Source organism: Streptomyces xiaopingdaonensis, from assembly GCF_000262345.1.
Classification (GTDB): Bacteria; Actinomycetota; Actinomycetes; order Streptomycetales; family Streptomycetaceae; genus Streptomyces; species Streptomyces xiaopingdaonensis.
The window spans coordinates 1-16,626 of the sequence record NZ_AJTQ01000003.1 but is presented as its reverse complement, the minus strand read 5'-3'; the positions used below and the strand labels follow the sequence as shown (position 1 = coordinate 16,626).

Here is a 16,626-nt window from a genome sequence, read left to right as displayed (position 1 = left end):
GTAGCTGTCGGGCTCGTCTGCGGCGGGCTCGCCCGCCGTGGGTTCCGGTGCCATGACGCCACCGTAGGTGCTGGTCGGCGCGGGGAGGAAGGGCGCCGTCCGGCGCCCGGGCGTCACGCTTCCGTCACGGCAGGAACCCGTCCCCGAACGCGCTTTCCGAGAGTCGCGCTTTCCGCTCGGCCGACTCGGAACCGACGGCGGACGCCCGTTACCCGCCTCTTCGGCAACGAGCGCCACGGCCGCACCGAATTCGCAGGAAGATGTGATTTCCGGCTCGTCCGAGGGACCGAAAAAGCGACATGGATCACGGTTCCTCGGCGCGGCGCGCGCCGCCTCCTCTGCGGCGGCCGGAATTACGGAGAAAGAGAAATCGGACCGCTGCACGCCGCACACGGCATTCGTCTCACCTCTCACCCGAACCGGTAACGCGGGACCTGACACCCGTCGAGTCGGGGCCTGTCGGCTTCTCCGGGCGCGCGCGGCTCAAGGCTCCGGACGCACCCGTAGATCCCCCGAAACAGTGAAGTACGGAACCACGGACCCCACTTCGGGGACCGGGAGCTGCCCCGCACCCCGGCTCTTGTCGGCGACGTCGTCGAGGATGCGGGCGAGGCGGACCGGCTCGGCCGACTCGGCCGGCCGGAGCCGGAGCTGCCGGTCACCACCGGACGCGGCCAACTCGTCGCAGGAGAGCGCACCGACGAAGCCGTAGGACTCACCGTCCGCGGAGTCGACCGGCGTCACCGGCGCCCGCACCACCTCCGCCCGGCCCGCACCACCTGCCTCCAAACGCGCGCCAGGGCCCAGCCCGACCCCGTGGAGGCGCCCGGCGAGCACCAGTTCCCCCTTCTCCAGACGGACGTCCTCGACCTCGGCGTGCGGCCAGCGCAGCCACGCGCGGATACGCAGGAGCCCGCCCGAGCCGGCGTACGGAATGCGCACCCCGAGCCAGGTGCGGTCGGCCCGCGGGACCCGGCCGACGAGCGAGCGCAGGTCGAGCTCGCCGCAGAGGGGACGGCGGGCCTCGCCCTCCGTGAGGCTGAGGTGGACGTCCCAGTCCCCCTCGGAGAGCGGCATGGTGCTCGGCAGCGCCGCACGCAGCGTCTCGCCGGCGTCCTCGGACTCGACGGGGCTCAGCGGCAGCCGTACCGTCTCGGTGCCGTCGGCCTTCGCGGTGCGCAGACGCAGCAGGAGCGCGGGCGCGGCGGTGGCCGGGAGTTCGCGGGGAAGGTGGACGTCGAGCGTGAGCCCGCCCGCGCTGTCCGCCGTGCACTCCACCCGCCGGACGGCCGACGCGCGGGGCCCCGGCGTACCCGACGCCTTCGGCGCGTGCGAAGCTGCTCCCTTCGCGCGCGTCACCGGAACTCCCCGGGGCGTACGGCTCCTCTGCCGCCGTCGAGCGATTCGCGCATGGCTCCAGATCCCACGATCCGTGCGGTGGGGATCGCCCAACCGCCTGACGCCCTGCTAGACGGACGAACGGGCCCGAAGGTTGGGCCCGTTGGCCGCCGTCTATCCACTTGTACTGGAATTGTTCGGACATTGTGGCTCAGCAAGGGAACTCGTAACGATCGCCGACCGTTGAGGATCAAATCCTCGTGCGGCAACCCGCCCTGCGCAGACGCCCGTTGTACCTGGTCCAGCACGTACTCACCCCTCCCCTTGCCTGCTCGCGGCCGAGTCCGCACCGGCCGCGGAGCGCCGCTCCCGGACGATCCGTTCCCACGGACGCGTGACCGGTCCCACCGGTCGCCCGTTGTCCAGACGACAAGGAACCGGAAGCCAGGAGCCCTCGTGTCCCCCATGCTCGATGTCAGCGACGCCGTACGCGCCGAGATCGGCGAAGCCGAAGCCGCTCGTCTGCTCGCCGGCGAGAACGCCCCCGGCAGCTACGACTGCACCTCCTGCCGAGGTCCTGGCGACCCCGACCGGGAGCCCACCAGCACGGTGCTGTTCGTGGGCGAGGAGACCGCGGTCCTCGCGTTCGCCCACGCCAGCTGCATCCCCTCGCAGGTCGTCACCGTCTCCGAGGAGCAGCTCCAGGGCGCCGTCCGCACCATCACGGGCGACCAGGAGCAGCAGGAGGCCGCGGTCCCCGCGCAGTCCCAACAGCCGCCGCAGCCGCAGCCGTCGGGCCAGGGAGCGGAGGAGTGGCAGGGCACCCCGGAGGGACCGCGGATCTCTCCGCAGGCACGGCAGGCGGTCCTGGGGGTCACCTGCGGGCAGGTCCTGCTCGACGACGCGCTCCACCCCGCCATCGTCGTGGAGCCCACGGGTCCCATCTCCCGGCCCGGCTCCGACAGCCCGGGCGACGACTTCCTCCCGCTCCTCATCGAGCAGGGCTTCCTCCCTGTCACCGACGTCGCCACGCTCCCCTCCCCCATCAGGGGTTGGTCGGTACTGCTCGCGATGGGCGAGCTCCACGCCATTCTCCAGCCCTCGCACGACGGCGGGGACCAGTCCGTCGCGTGGTGGCAGGCGCACCGGCCGCTTCCGGTCACCGACGGGTGGCGGAGCGCGGCGGCGGGCGGCCGCAGCGTCGTCGTCTACGCGGCGCCCGTCGGATCGATCGGCCAGCAGCCGCGCGAGGACCTGCTGCGGGAGGCGCTGGAGAAGGCGGCGGCCGGCGGGCTGCTCGTCGCGGGGCTGATGCCGCTCGCCGGCACGTGAGCCGGCGGCCGCACGCGGCGTCCCCGACCGGTCCGGTGTCCGAACGCGCAAGCGGCGTCCACCATTCGGCCCCGCATCCGCAGGCCACCCCCGGTCGTTTGCGTTGACGTGCAGCCTTACGAACCGTCCCGCAGCCACCGCTCCCACGACGGCAGGAGCCCCATCCCCGGGATGCGCGCCGCCTACGGCGCGCTCCGTCGCCCCTCGCAGACACCGATCTACGACGCGCTCTACGCGGAGTGGCGCATGCTCTTCCGCGCCCTCCCCGGTGACCGCACGGGCGAGGAGAACCTCCGCTTCGAGGGCTTCGGCACGGTCAGGGGAACGGGGACGGGCACCTGGGGCGGCGAGTGGTACCAGTGCGGCGGCCCGCTGCCGTCGCTCCCGCCTGCCGCCTCGGACCGGGACTACTGAGGTCCGGGGCCCGCAGGGGTAGTTCCGCACGCGCCCGGGCAACAGGGGCCGCCCCGCGGCTACTTCTTCCGGCCCCGCTTCTCGCGCACCCGTACCGAGAGCTGGATCGGCGAGCCCTCGAACCCGAACTCCTCGCGGAGCCTGCGCTCGATGAAGCGCCGGTACCCGGCCTCCAGGAAGCCGGAGGCGAAGAGGACGAAGCGGGGCGGCTTCGTCCCCGCCTGGGTGCCGAAGAGGACGCGGGGCTGCTTGCCGCCGCGGACCGGGTGCGGGTGGGAGGCGACGAGTTCGCCGAGGAAGGAGTTGAGCTTGCCGGTCGGCACACGGGACTCCCAGCCGGCGAGCGCGGTGTCGATCGCCGGGACGAGCTTCTCCATGTGCCGGCCCGTGCGGGCCGAGACGTTGACGCGGGGGGCCCAGCGCACCTGCCCGAGGTCCTTCTCGATCTCCCGCTCCAGGTAGAAGCGGCGCTCGTCGTCGAGCGTGTCCCACTTGTTGAACGCCAGCACCAGAGCCCGCCCCGACTCGACGGCCATGCTCACGATCCGCAGGTCCTGGGAGCTGATCTCCTCGCTGACGTCGATGAGGACGACGGCGACCTCCGCCTTCTCCAGCGCGGCGGCCGTGCGGAGCGACGCGTAGTAGTCGGCGCCCGCCTGGAGGTGGACGCGGCGGCGGATGCCGGCCGTGTCGACGAACTTCCAGGTGCGGCCGCCGAGTTCGACGAGCTCGTCGACCGGGTCGCGGGTGGTGCCCGCGGTCTCGTCGACGACCACGCGCTCCTCGTGGGCGACCTTGTTGAGGAGTGAGGACTTGCCGACGTTGGGGCGTCCGATGAGCGCGATCCGGCGCGGGCCGCCGGGCGCCGTGCCGAAGGTCTGCGCCGGCGCCTCCGGGAGCGCCCGCAGCACCTCGTCGAGCATGTCGCCGGTGCCGCGCCCGTGGAGGGCCGACACCGGGTGCGGTTCGCCGAGGCCGAGCGACCACAGGTACGCCGCGTCCGCCTCGCGCGAGGGGCCGTCGACCTTGTTGGCGCAGAGCACCACGGGCTTGCCCGCCCTGCGGAGCAGCCGCACCACGGCCTCGTCGGTGTCGGTGGCGCCGACGGTGGCGTCGACGACGAAGACGACGCCGTCGGCCGCCTCCACCGCGTACTCCGCCTGCGCCGCGACGGAGGCGTCGATACCGAGGACGTCCTGCTCCCAGCCGCCGGTGTCGACGACCTTGAAGCGCCGGCCCGACCACTCCGCCTCGTAGGTGACGCGGTCCCTGGTGACGCCGGGCCGGTCCTCGACGACCGCCTCGCGGCGTCCGATGATCCGGTTGACGAGCGTGGACTTGCCCACGTTGGGACGGCCGATGACGGCGAGCACGGGCAGCGGGCCGTGGCCCGCCTCGTCGAGGGCGCCCTCGATCTCCTCCGGGTCGAAGCCCTCCTCCCTGGCGAGTTCCATGAACTCGGCGAACTCGGCGTCGCCGAGCTCACCGTGCTCGGGGGCGCCGTCGCCTGAGATGGTCTGATCGTTCATGGGTGCGGTCCTCGTCCTGTGGATGTGCGGGCCCCGAGGGGGCGTTGCTGGGTCGGCGCGCGGGGGCGTCGTACAAGTCTGGCAAATCCCCGCGCGGTGCGGGCTAGCGTCCGGTCTTGGTGAGTGCGTCGGCGAGGTGCTCGGTGAGCCGGCGCTGGATGCGCACGGTCGCCTCGTCGAGCGCGGTGCGGGTGCGGCGGGTGCTGCCGTCCCCGGCATCGAAGGGGTCGCCGAAGACTATGTCGACGCGGCTGCGCAGCGGTGGCACCGCGGGCACCAGCCGGCTGCTACGCCCCGCCGTCCCGAGCACCGCCACGGGGACGACCGGGGCGCCCGAGCGGACGGCGAAGTACGCGAGGCCCGAGCGCAGGGAGCTGAAGTCCCCGTCGCCGCGGGTGCCTTCGGGGAAGATGCCGAGCACCTGCCCGTCCGCGAGTATCCTCAGCGCGCTGCTCACCGCGGTCCGGTCGGCGCCCGAGCGGTCCACCGAGAGCTGTCCGATCCCGCGGAGGAACGAGCCGAGCGGGCCGACGAACGCCTCCTTCTTGATCAGGAAGTGCACCGGCCGCGGCGCCGTCCCGAGGAGCAGCGGTCCGTCGACGAAGTGCGAGTGGTTGACGGCGAGGATCGCGGGCCCCTGCGCCGGCAGCCGCCATGCCCCGAGCACCCGGGTCCTGTAGAGCGAGCGCATGAGGCCGATGCCGATCGACCGTCCCACCCGCGCACCGCGGTACCCCCCGCCGGGGTGCGAGGAGCTCACCGCGCCGCCTGCTCCGCCCGCGCGCTCCCGGCCTTCTTCGCCGCCTCCTCGACGAGGGTGACGACGCACTCCACGACCTGGTCGAGGCTGAGCTCGGTGGTGTCGACCTCGACGGCGTCCTCGGACCGGCGCAGCGGCGAGGCGGCGCGGCTGGAGTCTGCCTTGTCCCTGCGGGTGAGGGCCTGGCGGGTGGTGGCGAGGTCCTGGGAGCCCTTGAGTTCACCGCTGCGGCGCGCGGCGCGGGCCTCGGACGAGGCGGTGAGGAAGACCTTGAGGTCGGCGTCGGGCAGCACCGTGGTACCGATGTCCCGGCCCTCGACGACGATGCCGCCCGCAGCGGCGATCTCCCGCTGGAGACCGGTGATCCGCTCGCGCACCCGCGGCACGGCGCTCACCGCGCTCACCGCGGAGGTGACCTCCTGGGTGCGGATCGGCCCGGAGGCGTCCTCGCCGTCCACGGAGATCGAGGGTGCCTTCGGATCGGTCCCGGAGACGATCTCGGAGCGCCCGCTGGCGGCGGCGACCGCCTCCGCGTCGTCGACATCGATCCCGTTCCGCAGCATCCACCAGGTGATCGCGCGGTACTGCGCACCGGTGTCCAGGTAGCGGAGTCCGAGCTGCGCCGCGACCGCCTTGGAGGTGCTGGACTTGCCCGTACCCGAGGGGCCGTCGATGGCGACGGTGACTCCCGGGGCCTCGGGGTCCGGGGACGCGGGGGTCGAAGCTGCAGACACGACGGACGACACCTTTCTCAGACTTCCTGGAACATTCCTGGCACGGTATGGGCGCGGGTGTCAGGACGGCGGGGCGCACAGCCCTCGGGCCACGCGCAAGGCTACCGGTTGCCGCGGCCGGACAGCGCCCCAGCCTCCGGCTCTCCGGCGTCGTCGTCGGGCCGCTACTGCTGCCGCAGCCCCCAGCCGCGCTCGCGGAGCGCGGCCTCCAGCGGCCGTACCGCGTGCTGCTCGACCATCAACTGGACGTGGCCCGCCTGCTGCCCGGTAGCGTGCTCGATCCGGACGTCCTCGATGTTGACGCCGGCCGCGCCCGCGTCCGCGAAGATCCGGGCCAACTCTCCCGGCCGGTCGCTGATGAGCACCGTGACCGTCTCATAACTCGCCGGCGCCTGCCCGTGCTTGCCGGGGACCCGGTCGCGTCCGGCGTTGCCGCGCCGCAGGACGTCGGCGATGCCGGACGCGCCCCCGGCGTGCTCGTCCTCGTCGGCGGCGGTGAGGTCGCGCAGGGCGCGGACGGTCTCGTCGAGGTCGGCGGCGAGCGAGGAGAGGATGTCGGCGACGGGTCCCGGGTTGGCCGAGAGGATGTCGATCCACATCGCCGGGTCCGAGGCGGCGATCCGCGTGACGTCCCTGATCCCGCCGCCGCAGAGGCGCACGGCCGTCTCGTCGGCGTCCTCCAGCCGCGCCGCGACGAGGCTGGAGACGAGCTGCGGGGTGTGCGAGACGAGCGCGACGGCGCGGTCGTGCGCGTCGGCGTCCATCACGACGGGGACCGCACCGCAGAGCGCGACGAGTTCGAGGGCGAGGTTGAGGACCTCGGTCTCGGTCTCGGCGGTCGGCGTCAGCACCCACGGGCGGCCCTCGAAGAGATCGGGACCGGCCGCGAGCGGTCCCGACTGCTCCCGGCCCGACATCGGATGCGTACCGAGGTACCCGGCGGGGTCACCGCCGAGCGCCGCGAACTCGCGCCGGGGCACGCCCTTGACGCTCGCCACGTCGATGCACCCGCGCGCCGCACCGGTGCGCTGCACCTCCACGACCGTCTCGGCGACCGCCGCCGGGGGCACCGCGACGACGGCGAGGTCGACGGGGCCCTCGGGCGGCTTCTCCGTCCCCGCGCCCAACGAGGCGGCCGTACGCACGCGTTCGGGCGCCTCGTCGCTGAGGTGCACCCGCACGCCGCGGGCCGTGAGCGCCAACGCAGCCGAGGTGCCGATGAGGCCGGTACCGATGACGAGGGCGGTTCGCATGACTGGGGGTCCTTATGCTCGTAGGTGCCGCCTGCCACCGGTGGCGGCGCCGGCTACTGGGCGATGTCGGAGCGCAGAGCGGCCGCGGCGCCGAGGTAGACGTGGCTGATCTCCCGCCTGGCGAGCTCGGTCTCGGTGTGCGCCAGGATACGGACGACCCGGGGCATCGCTCCCTCGACGAGGAGTTCTTGCGCGCAGATCAGCGGGACGTCGACGATCCCCAGCTTCCGCGCCGCGACGGCGGGGAAGTCGCTGTGCAGGTCGGGGGTGGCCGTGAACCAGATGCTGATGAGGTCCTCGGCCGTGAGGCCGTTGCGTTCGAGTACCGCGGTGAGCAGCTCGGAGACCTGCTCCTGCATGTGCTCCGCCTCGTCCCGCTCGAGCTGCACCGCTCCCCTTACGGCCCGTACCGCCACCGTCGCTCCCCCCCCTCTCGAACCTCGCCGCCCGTCCGCGCGGCGACGGCCCAGGGTAGATGCGGCACAGCGCGGATGTCCGCGACGCCCGCCCAGTGAGACGGTACAAGGGAGGCATGATCTTCCACGTGGTGCCGCTCGACGACTGGTTGGTCGACCCCGACCGCCCCTTCTCGCCCAAGGAGCTCGGCGAGGACGGCTCCGTGCCCTGCACCCGGGACGAGGAGGCGGCGCTCGCCGCCGCCGACGCCTACTTCGGCGACGTCCCGGGGCCGGTCATGGCGCTCATGATCGACGAGGAGAAGCTCGACGCCAAGGTCCGCTGGGACCCCGGGCCGCGCATCCACGGGCGGATCAACCGCACCGCCGTCGCCGGGATGCTCGAGGTGCAGCGGGACCACGAGGGGCGGGCCGTCTCGCTGGCCCTGTGGTCCTGAGCCGCACCCCGGCGCCCGTCAGAGCTCGACCTCCCGCATCAGCATCCCCACCTCGGTGTTGGTGAGCCGCCGCAGCCAGCCGGACTTCTGGTCGCCGAGGGCGATCGGGCCGAACTTCGTGCGCACCAGCTTCTCGACGGGGAAGCCCGCCTCGGAGAGCATGCGGCGCACGATGTGCTTCCTGCCCTCGTGGAGCGTGACCTCGACGAGGTAGTTGCGGCCGGTGTTCTCGACGACGCGGAAGTTGTCCGCCTTGGCGTAGCCGTCGTCGAGCGGGACGCCGTTCTTCAGGCGCTTGCCGAGGTCGCGCGGGATGGGGCCCTGGATGGCTGCGAGGTAGGTCTTCTTCACGCCGTACCGCGGGTGCGTGAGGCGGTGCGCCAGCTCGCCGTGGTTGGTGAGGAGGATGACGCCCTCGGTCTCGGTGTCGAGGCGGCCGACGTGGAAGAGGCGCGTCTCGCGGTTCTGCACGTAGTCGCCGAGGCACTGGCGGCCCTCCGGGTCCTCCATCGAGGCCACGACGCCGGACGGCTTGTTGAGCGCGAAGAAGAGATACGACTGGGCGGCCACGGTGAGCCCGTCCACCTTGATCTCGTCCTTCGACGGGTCGACGCGCAGGCCCTGCTCGCGCACGATCTCGCCGTTGACCTCGACCCGCGCCTGGTCGATCAGCTCCTCGCAGGCGCGCCGCGAACCCATGCCGGCACGCGCGAGGATCTTCTGGAGGCGCTCGCCTTCCGGCTCAGCGAAGGTCTTCGGCGTCCGTCGCCTGTCGCGCTCGACCTGACGGGAGCGGTTTCGCTCCTCGATCTGCGCGTCGTACTCGCGCGAGCGCGCCGGCACCGAACGCGGACGCCCGCGGCCCCGCTGGCCCGGGCCGCCGCGCCCCTTCTCGCCGAACCCCGGCTTGCCGCCCTGCTGCTTGGGGCCCTGCTGCTTGCCGCCGGAAGGGCCGCCCGACTTGGGCTTGCCGCCCGTCTGCGGCCTGCCTCCGCGTGCCTGCCCGCCCGAGTCGGCGCCGCCCTTCGGCCGGCCCGGCTTGCCGCCGCCCTGACCCGGCCTGTCCCCGGACCGACCCGGCTTACCGCCCGGCCTCCCCCCGGACGGGCCCGGCTTTCCGCTCGGCTTGCCGCCGGGCTGGCCGTCCCGCTGAGGCTGGTCGTAGCGGCGCTCCTCCGGGCGCGGACGGTCCGTCCGCCGCCCTCCGTCGCCGCGCGGGCCGCCCGCACCGCGGGTGTCTCGCCTGCCGCCGGAGCGGTTCTGGCCGGTGTTCCTGCCGCTGCTTCGCATCAGTCTTCCGTCTGGGTTCGGTCGGGGGCTTCGCCGGGAGCTTCGCCGCCTGCGTCAACATCGAAGGACGGCACACCCTCCCGTGAGTCGCCCTCGACCGCGTCGGCCTCGGGGAGGAAGGGAGCGAGTTCCGGGAGCTCCTCCAGGCCGCGCAGGCCCATCCGCTCCAGGAAGTAGTGCGTCGTCCCGTACAGGATCGCACCTGTCTCGGGTTCCGTGCCCGCCTCCTCCAGCAGCCCGCGCTGGAGGAGGGTCCGCATCACGCCGTCGCAGTTGACGCCGCGGACCGCAGAGACCCGCGAGCGGCTCACCGGTTGACGGTACGCGACCACGGCGAGCGTCTCCAGCGCGGCCTGGGTCAGCCGCGCCTGCTGCCCGTCGAGGACGAACTCCTCGACGGCGTACGCGTATTCGGGGCGCGTGTAGTAGCGCCAGCCGCCCGCGACGTAGCGAAGGTCGAAGCCGCGGCGCTGCACCGCGTACTCGTCGGAGAGCTCGCGGAGCGCATCGGAGACCTCGCGCTGCCGCCGGCCGAGGACCTTCGCGAGGTGCGCTTCGGTGGCCGGCTCGTCGACGACCATGAGGACGGCTTCGAGCGCCGGCTTCAGCGGGCGCTCCTCAGGCGCCCCGTCGGTCACGGAGGCTTCGCCGAGGGCCCGGTCGTCCGGGGCGGGTGGGGTGGCTGCCGGGTCGTGGGGCCCGTCCGGGAGCCGGTCGTGCGTGGTCTGCTCGGTCATGTGTCTCCGCTCCGTGCCGGCCGCGTCAGGCCGGTTGCTCCTCGGGCTGCTCGGGGGCCCGGTCGAACTCGTCCGTCACCCGCAGGTCGGTGCCCTCGCCGCCGGTCCAGCTCACCGTGAGTTCGCCGAGCGCCTCCCACTGCTCCAGGCCGACGGCGCGTTCGCGGTAGAGCTCCAGCAGAGCGAGGAACCGCGCGACGACGGTGAGGGTGTCGTCCGCGTCGTCGACGAGGGTACGGAAGCTCGCCTCCCCCAGCTCCCGCAACCGGCCCACCACGATCTGCGCCTGCTCCCGCACGCTCACCAGCGGCGCGTGGATGTGCTCGACGTACACCTCGGGCTTCGGCTTCGGCTGCATCGCCTTCACCGCGAGCCGCGCGAACCCCTCGGGGCCGATGCTCAGCACGACCTCGGGCAGCAGCTCCGCATGGTGCGGTTCGAGCCCCACCGTCCGCGGGTAGCGGCGGGCCTCGGCGGCGAGGCGCTCGGCGAAGATCCCTGCGATCTCCTTGTACGCGCGGTACTGCAGCAGCCGAGCGAAGAGCAGGTCGCGCGCCTCCAGCAGCGCGAGGTCGGCCTCGTCCTCCACCTCGGCGGTCGGCAGCAGCCGCGCCGCCTTCAGGTCGAGGAGCGTGGCGGCGACGACGAGGAACTCGGTGGCCTGGTCGAGGTCCCACTCCGGGCCCATGGCGTGGATGTGGGCCATGAATTCGTCGGTCACCCTGGAGAGCGCCACCTCGGTGACGTCGAGCTTGTGCTTGGAGATGAGCTGGAGCAGCAGGTCGAAAGGGCCCTCGAAGTTGTCGAGGACGACCTTGAAGCGACCGTCGTCCTGAGGTTCCTCCGGGGCGGCGTCCGGGTCCGGAGGTTCGTCGGGGGTGGCTTCGGGCCCGGGGGACTCGATCTCCTCAGCCCCGGGGATATCCGAGCCGGCGCCGGAGGCGGGGGGCTCGACCGCGTCAGCCTCGGAGGCGGGCGTCTCGGCCGCTTCGACCTCGGGGACGGCAGCCTCCTCCGGACCAGCGCCCGGGGCGGGCGCCCCGACCGGGTCGTCCCCGGAGCCGGGAGCGCCGACCGAACCGGCCCCGGCGGCGGGCGTCTTCGGTTCGTCCGCCGAGGCGGCGGGCTCGTCGGACTCGCCGGGCTCGGCCGAACCCGCCGCGGGGGCAGGCGCGTTGCCGGGGACCGCGTCGGAGGCGGGCGGCTCGACGGTGCCGCGATCGTCGGCGTGTGCCGCGCCCGCCGCCGGATCGAGGCCGGGCGGTGCGCCGTCACCGCGTGCGTGCCCTGACTCTGTCGGTCTCCCGACGTCCGCTGACGGCGGCCCCTCGCGGCGTGGGCAGGTGTCGGCGGGCCAGGGGCTCGCGCTCCGCTCGTCGTCCGACTCGACGGCCGCGGGCCGGAGTTGGGCCGACGGCGCGTCCTGTGCGTCGGGATCGGGGACCGCCGCTTCGTCCGCCGTGCGGGGCTCGGCGCCGGACGGCTCCCCGGTCGGCTCGACGCCGGGCGCGGTGCCGGGGCCGCGGCCGAGCGCGCGGCGGCGGGAGCGGCCGCCGGCGGCGTCGTCTGAACTGGACATCGCGGGCAGCGTACTGGCAACCGTGCCGGGCGCGTCGGCGCCGGGGCCGCGGAGCCTGTGGCTCAGCGGCCGCGGAGCCGCCGCACGAGGATGCTCGCCTCCCCGCGCGACTCCAGGTCGGCGAGGACGACCGCGACCGCCTCGCGCACCACGCGCCCGCGATCGACGGCGAGTCCGTGCTCCCCGCGGAGGACCAGCCGCGCGTGCTCCAGGTCCATCAGCTCCTCGGCGGAGACGTACACCGTGATCTTCTCGTCGTGCCGCTCGCGGCCGCTCGGGCGGCGATTGGCGCGCCCGCGGCGCTGCGAACCCGCCGCGCTCTGGGCTTCGTTGGCGCCGCGTGTCGACTCGGCCGCCTTGCGCGTACGTCGTTGCCCCTGCGCCTCGGGGGCGGAACGGGCGGCCGGCGGCCTTTCGGCCGAACGGTCGTGCGGCGTCGGGGAGTTCTGGGACGCGCCGTCCCCGCGGCCGGGCTGCGCCGCGTTCTGCTCGGCCTCGGCGTGGTCGGGGCCGTCCGCCGAGGAACCGGTGTCGCCCGAGGCGCCGGCCTCCTCGGCCGCGGTGTGCTCGGCACGGTCGGCGCCGGACGCCGGGGACGGCACCCGTGGCCGCTGCGGGGTGTCGTTCTGGTCCTGCTGGGGGGCCGAGGACTGGACGGCGGGGCCCCCTGTGGTGCGGAAGAGTTCGTCGGCTGCCGGGAGACTCACTCGGCGTGGCACCGGGCGAGCACCTCCCTGGCGAGCTGGCGATAGGCGGCGGCGCCGACGGAGTTGGAGGCGTAGGTCGTGATCGGCTCACCGGCCACGGTGGTCTCGGGGAACCGGACGGTCCGGCCGATGACGGTGTGGTAGACGTTGTTGTCGAACGCCTCCACCACCCGCGCGAGCACCTCTCTGCTGTGCACCGTGCGCGAGTCGTACATCGTGGCCAGGATGCCGTCGAGCTCCAGGTCGTTGTTGAGCCGCTCCTTGACCTTCTCGATCGTCTCGGTGAGCAGCGCGACGCCGCGCAGCGCGAAGAACTCGCACTCCAGCGGGACGATCACCTTGTGCGCCGACGTCAGCGCGTTGACGGTGAGCAGGCCGAGCGAGGGCTGGCAGTCGATGATGATGAAGTCGTAGTCGTTCATCAGCGGCCCGAGCGCACGCTGGAGCGTGGACTCGCGGGCCACCTCGCTCACCAACTGCACCTCGGCGGCGGAGAGGTCGATGTTGCTCGGCAGCAGGTCCATCCCGGCGACCGCCGTCTTCAGCAGCACCTCGTCGGGTGCGAGGCCGCGCTCGAGGAGCAGGTTGTAGACGGTGAGGTCGAGCTCCATCGGGTTGACGCCGAGTCCGACGGAGAGCGCGCCCTGCGGGTCGAAGTCGACGAGGAGGACGCGGCGTCCGTACTCGGCGAGCGCAGCGCCGAGGTTGATCGTCGACGTCGTCTTGCCGACTCCGCCTTTCTGGTTGCACATCGCGATGATCTTGGCGGGACCGTGCTCGCTCACGGGGCCCGGGATCGGGAAGTACGGGAGCGGGCGGCCCGTCGGGCCGATGCGCTCGCGGCGCTGGCGCGCGGCGTCCGGCGCGAGCGTCGCGGCGTACTCCGGGTCCGGTTCGAACTCCGCGTCGGGGTCGTAGAAATGACCCTCGGGAAGCTCGCTGTGCGGGTCTGTGTAGTCGGCGAAGGGCTCGGCGGACCGGCCGTTCGCAGCGTCGCCTGGCCTGGCGTTCACGTCGTGGCCGTCCATGCTCTGGTGGGCTGTCATGCTCGTCGTCGAATTCTGGTGGGTCGTGCAGGCGCGAACCGCTACGGAGCCGACACCCTCGGGCGCCGAGGACTCCTGGCCTCGCACAGGCGCTCCTGGTTGGACACCCCCGGGAGAAAATGTCGACTCGTTCACAAGTCGTCCTACCTCCTTGGGTGACCAGGAAATTTCTCAACACGTCAGCGTGACACCATGCCGACGGTTGGCGACTCTATGGCGTGTCGGCCGTCCGCAGCAACACAATCCACCGGAGACGGCACGATGTGTCGATAGCGTCACGACCCCGTGTCAAGGCCCCAAGGCGCGCTCGAAGACGGGAAGACCGGGTCACCGAACGACCAAAAACGTGACATAGAACGCGAGTTACCGGGTCAATTCGCCGATTCGCGGGAGCATCGTCGAGTCAACAAAGTGACCTTCCTCGCCATACCGCGCACCGACCGACCGAACACCGCTGCTCGGACGAGAGTTGCCCACCGCGTGCGCCAACTCACGCAGCGCCGACGGCAGTACGCGCCCCCCGCGTCCGCCGGCGCGCCCCCGCACTCCGGCACCCGGCGCCCTTGCGCCGGGTGCCGCGCGGTACGGAGCGGCTCAGCCGACGAGCTCCGCGAGGTCGCCCGCGGCGAGCCCGTGCGCCTGCGCGACGGGGCCGTAGTAGACCGAACCGCCGTGCACGTTCACGCCCTTGGCGAGGGCCGGGTCCCGGCGCGCGGCCTCGCGCCAGCCGCGGTTGGCGAGTTCGACGACGTAGGGAAGCGTCGCGTTGGTCAACGCGTAGGTGGACGTGTTGGGCACGGCCCCCGGCATATTGGCCACGCAGTAGAAGACCGAGTCGTGGACCCGGAAGGTGGGGTGTGCGTGGGTCGTGGGCCGGGAGTCCTCGAAGCAGCCGCCCTGGTCGATCGCGATGTCGACAAGGACACTCCCCTGCTTCATCCCCCGCACCAGCTCGTTGCTGACGAGCTTCGGCGCCTTGGCGCCGGTGATCAGCACAGCGCCGACGACGAGGTCGGCGTCGGCCACGGCGCGCTCCAGCTCGAAGGCGTTGGAGGCGACGGTGCGGATGCGGTTGCCGAAGATCCGGTCGGCCTCGCGGAGCTTGTCGAGGTCCGTGTCGAGGAGCGTGACGTGGAAACCGAGCCCCACAGCGATCTGCGTGGCGTTCCAACCGGAGACACCGCCTCCGATCACCACCGCGCGCCCCGCGTGCACCCCGGGGACGCCCCCCGGGAGCACACCGCGCCCACCGGCGGAGCGCATGAGGTGGTACGCGCCCACCTGCGGTGCGATCCGCCCGGCGACCTCCGACATCGGGGCGAGCAGAGGGAGGCGGCCGCGCACCGTCTCCACCGTCTCGTAGGCGATCGCCGTCGTACCCGAGTCGAGGAGCGCGTCGGTGCACTCGCGGGAGGCGGCCAAGTGCAGGTAGGTGAAGAGGACCTGGTCCTTGCGGAGGCGGTGGTACTCCTCGGCCACCGGCTCCTTCACCTTCAGCACCAACTCGGCGGCCTGCCACACCTCGTCGGCAGTCGGCAGCACGACGGCGCCCGCGGCCGCGTACTCCTCGTCGGCGAGGGAGGAGCCCTCTCCGGCACCGCTCTCGACATGGACCTCGTGCCCGTTGCGCACCAGTTCGTGCACCCCGGGCGGGGTGATGGCGACTCGGAACTCGTTGTTCTTGACCTCGCGGGGGATGCCGACCTTCACGTCGATCACGGTCCTCGGTACTGGGGGGCAAGGGATGCCGGCCGGCGTGTGCCGGCCGCGGCGGCAGGGGTGCCTGCCGATGCCGGCCCGAGGCGGCGAAACGGCCGGGCCGCACCCGGGGTGGCCGGGGACACCCGCACGAACACCGCTGAAGCAGGCATTCCGGGAGCAGCGGCTACGACCGCAGCCAGACCATTCTAATGAAGGATTCCAAGCTGTCTAGCCTTACAAACAGGCTATTGTCTTCGGTCGCGCTTTCGTTTCGCAGGTTCTATGAGTGGGATGTGGAACGCTCGACGGCGTCACCCGCCACCTTCCCCGAACCGCCGAGCCCCTGGCACCGACTCTCGACCGGAGCCTCCGGTTCCACCTCGGACGGCCGCGGAACCGACGATTCCCCCGGCTCCTGCGGCGATGGGACTCCCGCCCCGGACGCGGTCTCGGGCCCGGCCGGGACGGGAGGTTCGGGGAGCGCGCCCTCCGCCTGCGAGCGGTGCGCGGCATGGACGGACGGTTCCGCTTCCAACTGTGCGCCGGGCACGTCCAGGTCCGCTCGACCGTCGTACGCGAGTCGCGCCGCGGCCTCGTGCTCGCGCGCGGACTCCGTCTCGCCGAGCGCCCGGCAGGCGGCGGCGAGGAGCAGAAGGAGCTCGGACGAGAGCCGGGGCTCCTCCACGCCACGCACGGCGCGCAGCGCCTGACGGCAGTTGCGTGCCGCGTCCTGCGGGCGCCCCGCCGCCGTCTGGATACGGGCCGCCTCCCCCAACGCCCGTGCCTGCGACGCGGGTTCGCGCAGCCGGCGGAAGCCGGACGCGGCGGCGCGCCACTCGCGGAGCGCCTCGTCCCAGCGTCCGGTCCGGCCGTGAGCCGTGGCGATGCTGGTGTGGAGGGCGGCCACGTGCAGGTGCTCGCCTCGCGTCCGGCGGTGGGCGAGGGCGCGCGCGTACCAGTCGGCGGCCCGCGCCCCGTCGTCGAGCTGCGCGTAGCAGGCGCCGAGTTGCTCCAGCACGGTGCCGACCGCCTCTCCGTCGCCGGCCTCCCGTGCCGCGTCCAGCGCCGTGCGGTAGCGGCACAGGGCGCGGGGGAGGCGGCCGTCCGCGGTGTCGTGGTCGGCGAGGGCGAGGAGGGCGGCGGCGCGCTCGCGGTGGAGGGTTCCCCGGTCGGCGAGGCGCAGCAGCAGCTCGGAGAGGCGGTAGAGGTCGCGTGCCGCCTCGGCGCGGGGAAGGTGGAGTTCCAGGGCGCGGCCGAGTGAGGTGGTCAACCGCCTTGCGAGGTTGTCGAGTTCGCCGGGCGCCTCCCGTTCGCCGCGAGCGCCGGCAGCGTCCTCCTCCGCCGGAATGCGCT

The 16,626-nt window shown here is 73.1% G+C and carries 15 protein-coding genes and 1 pseudogene; 3 read left to right on the top strand and 13 right to left on the bottom strand.

All coding sequences use genetic code 11. The annotated features are described in order from the left end of the window. Positions 1 to 483 precede the first annotated feature (483 nt). Positions 484 to 1,359: a hypothetical protein gene (locus UWG_RS0100185; RefSeq protein WP_016905186.1), complete on the bottom strand. Its 876-nt coding sequence runs from the start codon at positions 1,357 to 1,359 to the stop codon at positions 484 to 486. A 444-nt stretch (positions 1,360 to 1,803) separates the two neighbouring features. Between UWG_RS0100185 and UWG_RS0100180 the strand changes: the two genes are divergently transcribed. Together UWG_RS0100180 and UWG_RS0100175 are read left to right on the top strand one after the other, a co-directional pair. Further along, on the top strand, positions 1,804 to 2,670 hold the full coding sequence (locus tag UWG_RS0100180) for a hypothetical protein (RefSeq protein ID WP_016905185.1): 867 nt from the start codon (positions 1,804 to 1,806) through the stop codon (positions 2,668 to 2,670). 108 nt (positions 2,671 to 2,778) lie between these two features. Further along, the gene (locus tag UWG_RS0100175) at positions 2,779 to 3,084 is read left to right on the top strand and encodes a hypothetical protein (protein WP_337459913.1); all 306 of its coding nucleotides are present in this window, start codon (positions 2,779 to 2,781) and stop codon (positions 3,082 to 3,084) included. Between the two features lie 59 nt (positions 3,085 to 3,143). Here the strand turns inward: UWG_RS0100175 and der are convergent, their stop codons facing one another. The 5 genes from der to aroH all read right to left on the bottom strand — a co-directional run bounded on the left by der (position 3,144) and on the right by aroH (position 7,776). After that, entirely contained in the window at positions 3,144 to 4,613 is a 1,470-nt protein-coding gene (gene der, locus UWG_RS0100170) for a ribosome biogenesis GTPase Der (RefSeq protein WP_016905183.1), read from the bottom strand. Between the two features lie 103 nt (positions 4,614 to 4,716). After that, positions 4,717 to 5,373: a lysophospholipid acyltransferase family protein gene (locus tag UWG_RS0100165; RefSeq protein WP_016905182.1), complete on the bottom strand. Its 657-nt coding sequence runs from the start codon at positions 5,371 to 5,373 to the stop codon at positions 4,717 to 4,719. After that, entirely contained in the window at positions 5,370 to 6,107 is a 738-nt protein-coding gene (gene cmk / locus UWG_RS0100160) for a (d)CMP kinase (protein ID WP_016905181.1), read from the bottom strand. Before cmk ends, UWG_RS0100165 begins: the two co-directional genes overlap by 4 nt. Before the next feature lie 164 nt (positions 6,108 to 6,271). After that, the gene (locus UWG_RS0100155; RefSeq protein ID WP_016905180.1) at positions 6,272 to 7,360 is read right to left on the bottom strand and encodes a prephenate dehydrogenase; all 1,089 of its coding nucleotides are present in this window, start codon (positions 7,358 to 7,360) and stop codon (positions 6,272 to 6,274) included. Positions 7,361 to 7,413: 53 nt separating this feature from the next. Further along, a complete protein-coding gene (gene aroH / locus UWG_RS0100150; protein WP_029391045.1) occupies positions 7,414 to 7,776 on the bottom strand; it encodes a chorismate mutase in 363 nt (120 codons plus the stop codon). A gap of 116 nt (positions 7,777 to 7,892) precedes the next feature. On the opposite strand from aroH, the gene UWG_RS0100145 reads away from it, so the two are divergent. Continuing rightward, the gene (locus UWG_RS0100145) at positions 7,893 to 8,213 is read left to right on the top strand and encodes a DUF952 domain-containing protein (RefSeq protein ID WP_016905178.1); all 321 of its coding nucleotides are present in this window, start codon (positions 7,893 to 7,895) and stop codon (positions 8,211 to 8,213) included. An 18-nt stretch (positions 8,214 to 8,231) separates the two neighbouring features. On the opposite strand, the gene UWG_RS0100140 is transcribed toward UWG_RS0100145, so the two are convergent. The 7 genes and pseudogenes from UWG_RS0100140 to UWG_RS29195 all read right to left on the bottom strand — a co-directional run. Next, on the bottom strand, positions 8,232 to 9,503 hold the full coding sequence (locus UWG_RS0100140; RefSeq protein WP_016905177.1) for a pseudouridine synthase: 1,272 nt from the start codon (positions 9,501 to 9,503) through the stop codon (positions 8,232 to 8,234). Beyond that, on the bottom strand, positions 9,503 to 10,240 hold the full coding sequence (scpB, locus tag UWG_RS0100135; RefSeq protein ID WP_016905176.1) for an SMC-Scp complex subunit ScpB: 738 nt from the start codon (positions 10,238 to 10,240) through the stop codon (positions 9,503 to 9,505). The genes UWG_RS0100140 and scpB overlap by 1 nt, the downstream gene beginning before the upstream one ends. Before the next feature lie 25 nt (positions 10,241 to 10,265). Further along, positions 10,266 to 11,819 (bottom strand): segregation/condensation protein A, encoded by a 1,554-nt coding sequence (locus UWG_RS31865; protein WP_016905175.1) that lies wholly within the window; start codon positions 11,817 to 11,819, stop codon positions 10,266 to 10,268. A gap of 62 nt (positions 11,820 to 11,881) precedes the next feature. Then, entirely contained in the window at positions 11,882 to 12,526 is a 645-nt protein-coding gene (locus UWG_RS0100125) for a hypothetical protein (protein ID WP_016905174.1), read from the bottom strand. Further along, positions 12,523 to 13,572: a ParA family protein gene (locus UWG_RS0100120; protein WP_237719948.1), complete on the bottom strand. Its 1,050-nt coding sequence runs from the start codon at positions 13,570 to 13,572 to the stop codon at positions 12,523 to 12,525. The genes UWG_RS0100125 and UWG_RS0100120 overlap by 4 nt, the downstream gene beginning before the upstream one ends. 594 nt (positions 13,573 to 14,166) lie before the next feature. After that, positions 14,167 to 15,282, bottom strand: a complete 1,116-nt coding sequence (ald, locus tag UWG_RS0100115; protein ID WP_157838517.1) for an alanine dehydrogenase — start codon at positions 15,280 to 15,282, stop codon at positions 14,167 to 14,169. 271 nt (positions 15,283 to 15,553) lie between these two features. Then, positions 15,554 to 16,626, bottom strand: a pseudogene (locus UWG_RS29195) (hypothetical protein); the annotation flags it as partial.

Coding starts and splice junctions, on each gene's coding strand:
- scpB (WP_016905176.1), bottom strand. CDS start 10,240: ATGACCGAGCAGACCACGCACGACCGGCTCCCGGACGGGCCCCACGAC.
- UWG_RS0100145 (WP_016905178.1), top strand. CDS start 7,893: ATGATCTTCCACGTGGTGCCGCTCGACGACTGGTTGGTCGACCCCGAC.
- UWG_RS0100120 (WP_237719948.1), bottom strand. CDS start 13,572: ATGACAGCCCACCAGAGCATGGACGGCCACGACGTGAACGCCAGGCCA.
- der (WP_016905183.1), bottom strand. CDS start 4,613: ATGAACGATCAGACCATCTCAGGCGACGGCGCCCCCGAGCACGGTGAG.
- UWG_RS0100180 (WP_016905185.1), top strand. CDS start 1,804: ATGCTCGATGTCAGCGACGCCGTACGCGCCGAGATCGGCGAAGCCGAA.
- UWG_RS0100140 (WP_016905177.1), bottom strand. CDS start 9,503: ATGCGAAGCAGCGGCAGGAACACCGGCCAGAACCGCTCCGGCGGCAGG.
- UWG_RS0100155 (WP_016905180.1), bottom strand. CDS start 7,360: ATGCGAACCGCCCTCGTCATCGGTACCGGCCTCATCGGCACCTCGGCT.
- UWG_RS31865 (WP_016905175.1), bottom strand. CDS start 11,819: ATGTCCAGTTCAGACGACGCCGCCGGCGGCCGCTCCCGCCGCCGCGCG.